At 69.4% G+C, this 9193-nt stretch carries 7 protein-coding genes; 2 read left to right on the plus strand and 5 right to left on the minus strand.

The window, feature by feature from the left end; translation table 11 throughout:
• Nucleotides 1–44 precede the first annotated feature (44 nt).
• Together OG266_RS04605 and OG266_RS04610 are read right to left on the minus strand one after the other, a co-directional pair.
• A complete protein-coding gene (locus OG266_RS04605; RefSeq protein WP_371543030.1) occupies nucleotides 45–998 on the minus strand; it encodes a hydrolase in 954 nt (317 codons plus the stop codon).
• Between the two features lie 190 nt (nucleotides 999–1188).
• Nucleotides 1189–1740 (minus strand): RNA polymerase sigma factor, encoded by a 552-nt coding sequence (locus OG266_RS04610; protein ID WP_371543032.1) that lies wholly within the window; start codon nucleotides 1738–1740, stop codon nucleotides 1189–1191.
• A 46-nt stretch (nucleotides 1741–1786) separates the two neighbouring features.
• On the opposite strand from OG266_RS04610, the gene OG266_RS04615 reads away from it, so the two are divergent.
• Both OG266_RS04615 and OG266_RS04620 read left to right on the plus strand, forming a co-directional pair.
• A complete protein-coding gene (locus tag OG266_RS04615; RefSeq protein ID WP_371543034.1) occupies nucleotides 1787–3169 on the plus strand; it encodes a serine/threonine-protein kinase in 1383 nt (460 codons plus the stop codon).
• A 272-nt stretch (nucleotides 3170–3441) separates the two neighbouring features.
• Nucleotides 3442–4173: a DUF4232 domain-containing protein gene (locus tag OG266_RS04620; RefSeq protein WP_371543036.1), complete on the plus strand. Its 732-nt coding sequence runs from the start codon at nucleotides 3442–3444 to the stop codon at nucleotides 4171–4173.
• Nucleotides 4174–4229: 56 nt separating this feature from the next.
• Here the strand turns inward: OG266_RS04620 and OG266_RS04625 are convergent, their stop codons facing one another.
• The 3 genes from OG266_RS04625 to OG266_RS04635 form a co-directional block, all read right to left on the minus strand.
• Complete coding sequence (locus tag OG266_RS04625; protein WP_371543039.1) at nucleotides 4230–6125, minus strand: RICIN domain-containing protein; 1896 nt, start codon at nucleotides 6123–6125, stop codon at nucleotides 4230–4232.
• Between the two features lie 526 nt (nucleotides 6126–6651).
• On the minus strand, nucleotides 6652–7620 hold the full coding sequence (locus OG266_RS04630; RefSeq protein ID WP_329544006.1) for an aldo/keto reductase: 969 nt from the start codon (nucleotides 7618–7620) through the stop codon (nucleotides 6652–6654).
• A 208-nt stretch (nucleotides 7621–7828) separates the two neighbouring features.
• Nucleotides 7829–8938: an NAD(P)/FAD-dependent oxidoreductase gene (locus tag OG266_RS04635; protein ID WP_371543042.1), complete on the minus strand. Its 1110-nt coding sequence runs from the start codon at nucleotides 8936–8938 to the stop codon at nucleotides 7829–7831.
• Between the last annotated feature and the right edge of the window lie 255 nt (nucleotides 8939–9193).

The following is a 9193-nucleotide window of genomic DNA, read 5'->3' on the forward strand; positions in this document are numbered from 1 at the left end:
CCCCGCCACGCCTCGATGGGCGTGGCGGGGTCCCCGCTGCTACCTCACGAGGAGAGCCACTCGGTGGCGTTCAGGGCGAGGGCGGCGTTCGTCGCGCCGGTGTCGTTCCAGCCGTCGTAGAGCGTGTTGCCGGACTGGCCCGTGCCGTCGTCGATCGGTGAACTGTCGCCCCAGAAGGCGACCTTGCCGCTGCCGAAGGTGCTGGTCGCGAAGAACGCGCCGGTGTTGCCCGAGTAACCGCTGCGGTAGAGAAGCCCCTTGGCGGCCGAGTTGTCGCCCGGCTTGAGCGTGGCGGTCGTACCGCTGGCGATCAGGCTCTTGGTGACTGTGCCGAACGAGCCGTGCAGGACCGGGTCGGTGCTGTCGGAGATCGCGCTCGGGTAGCCGGAGCTGATGCTCAGCGAGTCGATGGAGATGCCGAACGGGTCGGTGCTGTCGACGCTGTTGTTGCTCATCAGGTCGTTGAGTACCTCTACCGCGTCCTCGCCGTCGTTGTTGCGGTCGGCGCCGGTGTGGTCGGAGATCATGAAGAGGCCGCCGCCGTTCTTGACGAACGACATGATCGCGGTCTTCTCGGCGGTGGTGAAGAGGGTGTTGGGCTCGGGCAGCACCAGTGTGTCGAAGTTCGACAGGTCGGTCGCGGCGGAGCCGCCGTAGGTGAGACCGGAGCCCGAGGGCAGCGTGTCCAGTGAATAGTCGCCGGTCTTCTGCAACGCCACACCCCAGGAGGAGAGGGCGCCCGTCCAGTCGGTCTCCGAGGACGGCGACGCGTCCTCGTCCAGCGGGTCCGGCTGGCTGGTGGAGACGATCCAGTCGGCGTTGCCGGCCGTCTCGGCGTGGGCGTTGTCGAACAGAACGCGGTGGGGGGTTGCCGCGTGGGCGGGTGCGACGGTGGCCGCCTGAAGGGCGGCGCCCGTGGCCAGGAGGGCGAGCACCGTGAGAGCGGTGGTGAGTCCCTGACGGGGCTTTGTGGGGCCGAGCATCCTGCGTTCCTCCATGAGTGGGGGGATATGGGGGGAGGGCAGTGCGGGTGCCGATCTGCGCGCGTAGAACGGCAGTTGGGGAAGCGCCGTTCGACACGAAGGTGGACGGTACCCACAAGATCCGGACCTCCGGCAGGCCCCGCCGCGAGTTCACGTAGATCTCTTACCTATGACCCCGGCCTCGTTACCCCGGCCCACGGATCTGTCACGAAGCGTCGGCGAGCCAGGGCCTGACCTGCTTGCGCGCCTCGTGCAGGCGGGACTTGAGCGTGCCCAGCGGGATGCCAACGCGCTCGGCGACCTCGGCGTACTCCAGCTGGCAGATGTCCCGGTAGACCAACGGCGCCACCAGATGCGGGTGTTCACGCTCCAGGCGCTCCAGTGCCTCCAGGAGATCGACCCGGGACCCTGCGATCACACTCGTGGTGCGCGGGTCGACATGCTGCGAGGCGTCGATCTCGGCCGGCTGCTCGGCGGCCCGGCGCTTCAGCTCGCGGTACTTCTGGCGGGCGCAGTTGGCGACCACCGTGTACAGCCAGGTGCTGAAGCGGCTGCGGCCCTCGAACGTGGTGATCTTCCGCGCCACTTGGAGCAGTACGTCCTGCGCCGCTTCCTCGGCGTCCTCGCGGCAGGGCAGGAAGCGCCCGCAGCGCCGTAGGACCTCGGGCCGGATCTTCTGGAGCAGCACGTCAAGGGCCGCCCCGTCACCGGCGGCCGCGCGCAGCGCGAGCTCCTCGGTCTCCGCCGCGTCCTGCACCGCATGCTCCCCTCGGGGTCGATCAGAGGCCAGGCATGATAGTCGCATGCGTTCCCTGCAGCGGATCGGCCGCTACCGTCTTGACCGGCGTCTGGGCTCGGGCGGCTTCGGCATCGTCTGGCTCGCCCACGACGACGTGCTGGAGGCGGCCGTCGCCGTGAAGGTGCTGTCCGAGAACTGGGTCGACCACCTCGACATCCGGGAACGCTTCCTCTCCGAGGCCCGGCTGCTGCGCCGCGCCAACTCCAATCGGGTCGTCCAGGTCTACGACATCGGTGAACTCCCCGACGGCAGGCCTTACTTCGTCATGGAGTACGCCGACGGAGGCACCCTCGCCGAACGGGTCGCCGCCGGACCGCTGCCCGTCGCCGAGGCCCTGCGTCTGACGGCGCTCGCGGCCCGGGGAGCGGCCGCGCTGCACGAGGCCGGCATCGTGCACCGGGACATCAAGCCGTCCAACGTGCTGCTGCGCACCTCGCCCGGCGGATCCGACCGCGTCCTGCTCGCGGACCTCGGCCTGGCCAAGAGTCTTGCCCAGGCGTCCGGGCTCACCATGGCGGCGGGTTCGGCGGGTTACACACCGCCCGAGCAGGCCGAGCCCGGGTCCGGGATCGACGCACGGGCCGATGTGTACAGCCTGGGCGCCCTCGGCTACCACCTCGTCACGGGCTCGGTCCCCGGGCCGCCCGGCAAGGTCGTACGGCCGGACCGGCTCCGTACGGATCTGGCCCCGGACGTCCAGCGGGCGTTGCTGCGCGCCATGGAACCCGACCGCGAGCGGCGCTGGCCCACCGCGCTGGGGTTCGCGGTGGAGCTCGAGCGGCTGGCCGGCCAGGTGTCGCCCGGAGCGGCAGCCGGGCCGCGCCGCCGTCGGCGGGCCGTGGTCATCTCCCTGGCTGCCACGGTCGTCGTCGGCGCGGTCGGTGTCACCGCCGTGCTCGTGCTCCGCGAGCCCGCCGTCAAGACCGTTCAGGTGGCCGACAGTTCCGGCCGGGTCACGGCCGAGGTGCCCCGCGCCTGGGGCCGTCAGCTGCGCGACTCCGGATGGAATCCGCAGACCCTGGGCCTGCGGGACGGGACGGAACCCGGTCTCGCCGTCGCGGACGATCTGGCGAAGTGGCAGGACCTCCGCTCCGGCGTCAACGGGGCCTTCATCGGTCTCAGCGAGCACGGCGACGTCACCGCCGAGGTCGGCGCGATCACGCACACCGGATGCCACTACCACGGCAGCCGCACCTACACCAGCGCGCGTTGGCACGGGCTGATACGGACCTGGAACGACTGCCCGGGCAGCGGCGGCTCCCTCACGGAGGCGGGTCTCACACCGGCGGGCGGCGCCGGGCAGCCGCAGGTGTACGTGCAGCTCCGGCAGGACGACGGCCCTGACGCGACGGACAGTGTGCTCGGCTCGGTGCGGGTCGGAGCCTGATCCGCATCCGGGCAGTTACGTGATCCGCGTCCGTGCGGTGATGGACCTGGCTCGGAAGTCCGTGCGGTGAAGGGTCTGGCTCGGAAGTCCGTGCGGTGAAGGGCCTGGCTCGGAAGTCCGTGCGGTGATGGGCCTGGCTCGAAATCCTCGCCGAACCCGTGAACTTTTCCGTGGCCCGGTGCATCGGACCTTGATGACGGGGCATTTGGCGCCGTGCGCACGCGTCAGGACGCGTGCGGTGATCCTCGAAGAGATTCTCAAGGAGTGGTGAGATGGCGACCTTCCCGCATGGCACGGCGGACCCGGACCGGCTCAGCTCGGTTCCCGCACGCCGTACCTCGACCCCGGCTCGCCTGGCGGCGCTGGTCGCGGGCATCGCGATGGTGGGCCTGCTCTCCGGCTGCGGTACCGGCAACGGCGCGAGCAGTGCGCCGCAGACACTGCCGGGCACGGCCCAGCCCGCCTCCGGTGACCGCACCACTGACTCCGGCGGGAGCACCGCCGCCGACCCGACCAGCGCAGCGACGGAGAGCGCCACCGCACCCGGTTCCGGCACGACCACCCCGCCCTCTTCCACGACCGGCTCCTCCAGCGCCCGCTGCCACACCTCCGAGCTGAGCGCGTCAGTCGGCGGGAACGATCCCGGCGCCGGGCAGGAGAACTTCCCCATCGTCCTGACCAACACCTCTCAGCGCACCTGCACCCTGCGCGGCTTCCCCGGAGCGGCGTTCGTCGACGCGTCCGGCAAGCAGCTGGGGCCCGATCCCGAGCGTTCCTCGGAGTCACCGACGACGGTGAAGCTCGCTCCGGGGCAGCAGGCATGGGCTGGCCTCACCTTCTCCAACCCGGAGATCAGCGGGGCCCGTACGGCGACTCCCGCCGCGCTGCTCGTCACACCGCCCGACGAGAAGGACTCGCTCAAGGTGAAGTGGACGCAGGGCAAGGTGCCCGTCTCCGGCAACGCCTCGTCGGTGTCCCTGACGGTCATGCGCCCGGGCAGCTGATTCCTGACCCGCACCCTCACCCTCACTCGGGGCGCGGCTGGAGGCTCAGGATCCGCTCACCGGTGACCTCCGCCGTATCCGTCGTTCCCGTAGCCGTCCCCGTACCCATAGCCGTAGCCGTCCCCGTAGCCATAGTCGGACCCGCCGTGCTGCCCGTCCCCGGAGCAGTAGTAGTTGTACGGGTAGTAGCAAGAGCCGTACGTCGGTGACGCCGACGACGGGGTCGCCTTCGGGGTCGAAGGTGTTACCGAGGGCTTGGGGGTGGTGCTGGGCGACGGTGTCTTCGAGAGGGTGGGAGCGGGGTCGGCCGCGGGCGCCCTGGACTCACTGTCGGCGCCCCAGTTGACCACCTCGAGCTGGAGCGAGGGCGAGGTGGTGTCGAGCGTCCAGCGCTGGGCCGGCTCGTCCTCGCGGACCTTGAGGACCAGGGCCGCTTCTTCCTCGGGGGAGGCGGGGGTGAGGGCCAGGTCCTGGTTCCAGCGCGGCACCAGGGCGCCCTGGAGGGTGAAGTCGTAGCGCACGTTCTTGGTGTCCGGCTGGGAATCGCCCGTGCACGGGGCCAGTTGGACCGAGTAGCCGAGGTGGGAGTCGAGGCAGAGGTCGGGGTCGGCCACGTTGCGCAGCTGTCCGTCCTCCTCGTACGACCACTGCTGGACCGACTTCGAGGTGCACGAGGTGAGTTGGGTCTCCGCGCCCTTCACCGGCTTGTCGCCGACGATGCCGATGCACAGCCCGTTGCCGGAGTTGCGCAGCCGGCCTCCCGTGGTGATCGGCTGGTCACCGGATCCGATCCAGGACGGGTTCGCGCCGGGCGCCTTGTCCGGGCCGGAACTGGGCTCGGCCACGCTGTCCCCGCCGGAGCCGAGACCGGCCCATGCGACGAGCGGGACCACGATCAGCGCGCTCAGGGTCAGCACGGCGAGTGCGACGTTCCGGCGACGGGAGGCGCGCCGGGGGGCCTTGTGCGTCGGCGGGCGGGAGTCGGTGTGCGCGGAGCCGCGCGGCGTGGGCCGAGGCGGGAAGCTCGGAGGGCGCGGGGCCTCGGCCGGAAGGGGGAAGTGTCCGGTCTGGGCGGTGGCCGCGGCCTCGGGGGCCTCGGTCACTTCCACGATCGCGGTGGCACGTCCCTGCCGGGTTTCGAGGTAGGAATGCGCGCCCCAGCCGAGCACGGCTTCGGCGAGCGGGCGGGCGAGTCGGCCGTTGAACTTGTTCAACTGGTCGGCGGCGTGACGGCAGTGTGCGCATCTGGCCATGTGGCGCCGCAGGTCGGGGTCGAGGTCGCCGCCGCCGCGGCGCAGGGACACGTCGAGCATGCGGTTGTAGCGGCGGCACTCCTCCGCGGGGGCCAGTTCGCGATGGACTTCCAGGCAGCCTTCGCGCAGGCGTTCGCGGGCCCGCCGCAGTTCCACGGCGGCGTCGTCCTCGTCCAGGCCCAACAGGGCGGCCGGCACGTGCAGTTGCTCCGCCTCGGCCTCGGTGTGCCAGAGCAGGCAGCGGGCCGGCTCCGAGAGCCGCTGGAACGCCCTGGCCAGCAGGCGTCTGCTCTCCGGCGGAAGGAGCCGCGCCGCGGCCCGCTCCTCACCGTCGGGGCCGGGCCGCAGTTCGGGATGGAGATGTTCGCTCCGCCGGTCCGTGAGCCACTCGGCGGCTATTCGGCGCACCGCGACCAGAAGCTGTGGGCGCCACGCGGCCGTCGGCCCGGTCTGCCGCAGCGATTCCCCGAACAGTCTGGTGAATGCGGCCGTGGTGAGCATTCCGGCGGGGCGCACACCATCGGTGCACAGTCGCGCGTAAGAGAAGACCGCTTCCCAGTGCCGGTCCAGGAGTTCACCGACGGGATAGTTCGCCGGCGTGCTCCCCGGACTCTTCTTCAGGTCGGCCGCGAGCCGCTCATCCGATACCTCGAACAGACGAGCGGGAGTTGGAGAATTGGACAGAGCCGCGTCATTCACGTCCGCTTTCCTCCCAAAGGTAACGCAGGAATTAGTCCATACCAATGGGTATGTAGCCCGCCCGGCGAAGCGGAGGGACTACCCATGGGGGGTTGCACCACGGACAGCCACCTCAGGCACTGCTGGTGAAGCGAGGGGCGGACGAGTGCACCGTATGCGTACAGAAGGAAGCGAATATTGTCTGCACGCCGACAACGCACACCTTTGCACAGAGTGACGAGTCGGAACAAGCACTCTCGCGATTTTCCCTTTTCCTTCGAGAGCGCGAATATTGACGGAAGGTCAGTCCGGGTGCCTCTGCAAATGAAATTCGGATTCCCGCAGCGGCCCGAGCCGGGTCCGCTCCACCGAACTCACCACTCCACCCACCAGGCGAACACCCATCCGCCCAAAAGGCGACCGACCGTCAATGACACCCTGGCATGCCCATGCAATGCAGGACATTGGGAGCGCTCCCAATGCCGTTTTCCATTCGCCGCGTCACCGGGCAGCCGGGCCGTCGGACGCGGGTTGCCGCATCCCGCGGTCAGTGGCCCTTGATCGCTCGGGGCGCGTACGGCTGCTGCAGTTCCTCGATCTCCTTCTCCGTCAGTTCCACGGAGACCGCGGCGACCGCGTCCTCGACGTGGTGCGGCCTGGTGGCGCCGATGATCGGGGCGGTCACCGTGTTCTGCTGCAGCAGCCAGGCGAGGGCGATCCGGGCACGCGGGACCTCACGCGTGGCGGCGATCCGGGCGACGGCGTCGACGATCTCGCGGTCGCCCTCCTGGTAGAGCCTCTTGCCGTACTCGTCGGCCCGGCTGCGCGCGGTGACCGCGTCCCAGTCGCGGGTGAGCCGGCCTCGGGCCAGCGGGCTCCACGGCAGTACGCCGACGCCCTGGTCCTCGCAGAGCGGCAGCATCTCGCGCTCCTCCTCCCGGTAGAGGAGGTTGTAGTGGTTCTGCATGGACACGAACCGCGTCCAGCCGTTCAGCCGCGCCGTGTACTGAGCCTTGGAGAACTGCCAGGCGTACATCGAACTCGCCCCGATGTACCGGGCCTTGCCCGCCTTCACCACGTCGTGCAGGGCTTCCATCGTCTCCTCCACGGGAGTCGCGGGGTCGAACCGGTGGATCTGGTAGAGGTCCACATAGTCGGTGCCCAGTCGGCGGAGGCTGCTGTCGATCTCCGTCATGATCGCCTTGCGGGACAGACCGCGTGCGTTGGGGCCCTCGTGCATCGCACCGTTCACCTTGGTGGCGATGACGATCTCCTCACGGCGCGCGAGGTCCGCGAGCACCTTGCCGACGATCTCCTCGCTGGTGCCGTCGGAGTAGACGTTCGCGGTGTCGAAGAAGTTGATCCCGGCTTCCAGCGCCTGGCGGATCAACGGGCGCGACGCCTCCTCGTCGAGGGTCCACTCATGGACGCCACGGTCGGGAATCCCAAAACTCATGCAGCCCAGGCATATCCGGGACACGTCCAGGCCGGTCGAACCGAGCTTCACGTACTGCATGCTCACTCCTGCTCTCAACGGCGGTGGGGGTGAGGCTCGGCACGGCGGCCGTGGCAGGCCGCGGTCAAGACCTTCGGGGGAGCCATTCCCGATCGCGGACGCCTTAGTCGCACGGCCGTCACTGTGACGCGCGTTGTCCCGCGCCGTCGGGCGGTCACCGCCCGGTTGATGGGGGAACCGCCACCCGGCAGGCGCTCACCCACCGCTGTCACGGGAGGAACCGCTCGGGGCGAAAGTCCGCAAGCATCTCGTCCCTCCTCCCGCTGAGGATCTCCGAAGCAAGCATCCGCCCGATTACCGGCCCGAGCGTGATGCCGCTGTGGGAAACGGCCTCGTAGTAGCCCGGTACAGACGGCACCGCTCCCACCGAGGGGAATCCGTCGGCCGGGATGGGCCGGAAGGCCACCCGCGTCTGTGCGATACGGGAGTTGCCGAGCTCTGGAACGACGTGCCGCGCCGATTCGTGGAGGAGCCGTGCGAGTTGCGCCGGCTCTTCGCCGGTGTCGATGAGTGCGTCGATCTCGCGGCTGTGGAGGACCATGGAGGCGTCTCCGTCAGGACGGATCTCGATGTGGGGCGCGTGCATGACCCGGTGAACCGGGACCTGAGCACAGCCGATCCGGGTGATGACGCCGGGTTCACGCCGCATCGGCAGCTGCCGTGCGACAAGCCCCGCGACGTGTGAGGCGTTGGGGCCTGCCGCGTTCACGACGACGTCGACGTCGAGACGGCTCCCATCGGCCAGAGCAACTGTCCGGATGCTCCCGTCGGCACCGGTGCCGATGTCACGGACCGCGGTGCCGGACCGGAGCTCAGCGTCGGAGGCAACGGCCTGGCCGACCAAGCGGTCGACGAGATGACGTCCGTGCACCCAGGCTTCGTCGGGATACAACACGACTGGAACCTCGCCGGGCATCGCAAGAGCTGGTTCGAGGTGACGGCGCACCTCCGCACCCGAGTACGCCTCGACCCGGTAGCCCCAGCCGTCCAGCAGTTCGGCTGTTTCCAGGAGCTTCGCCTGCGCCGCGGGATCGTCCGTCCAGCGCAGGTGGCCGCTGGGATACCACCATGAGTCCGGCCCGATGGCCCCGGCAAGCTCACGGTGGGCCGCCATGCCCGCGACGTTCAGGTCGAAGTAGGACTTGCGCAAGGTCTTGTTGCTGGCGTTGACCCACGAGAAGGACCAGTTGGTGACGCCCTCGCCCGGCCGGCCTGCGTCGATGAAGACCACCTGGGCGCCGCGCCGGGACAGGTTCCAGCCCACGCTGGCTCCCAGGATGCCCACTCCGATGACAGCAACACGTTCAGGCCGCTTCACGGACCCGATCCCCACGAAAGTCCCCTTCCCGGAGCCCCGCCTGCTGCCGCTGCTGCCGCGCCGGCAGGCGGGGCTCCCCCTTTGACGCCGAAGTATCGGATTAACGCCTACGTATCGGATCCCACCCTTATTACGTAAGGGTGGGTTTCGGCTATACGAGGTAAAACATGTTGCATGTTCAATTTACCTGACCGAAAACCATCCTTGTTCAAGCAGTCCCTGGGTACTAGTTTCTGACGATCCGTCAAGTCAGCT

The organism is Streptomyces sp. NBC_00554, from assembly GCF_041431135.1.
Lineage (GTDB): Bacteria > Actinomycetota > Actinomycetes > Streptomycetales > Streptomycetaceae > Streptomyces.

Coding starts and splice junctions, on each gene's coding strand:
- OG266_RS04605 (WP_371543030.1), bottom strand. CDS start 998: ATGGAGGAACGCAGGATGCTCGGCCCCACAAAGCCCCGTCAGGGACTC.
- OG266_RS04615 (WP_371543034.1), top strand. CDS start 1,787: ATGCGTTCCCTGCAGCGGATCGGCCGCTACCGTCTTGACCGGCGTCTG.
- OG266_RS04620 (WP_371543036.1), top strand. CDS start 3,442: ATGGCGACCTTCCCGCATGGCACGGCGGACCCGGACCGGCTCAGCTCG.
- OG266_RS04630 (WP_329544006.1), bottom strand. CDS start 7,620: ATGCAGTACGTGAAGCTCGGTTCGACCGGCCTGGACGTGTCCCGGATA.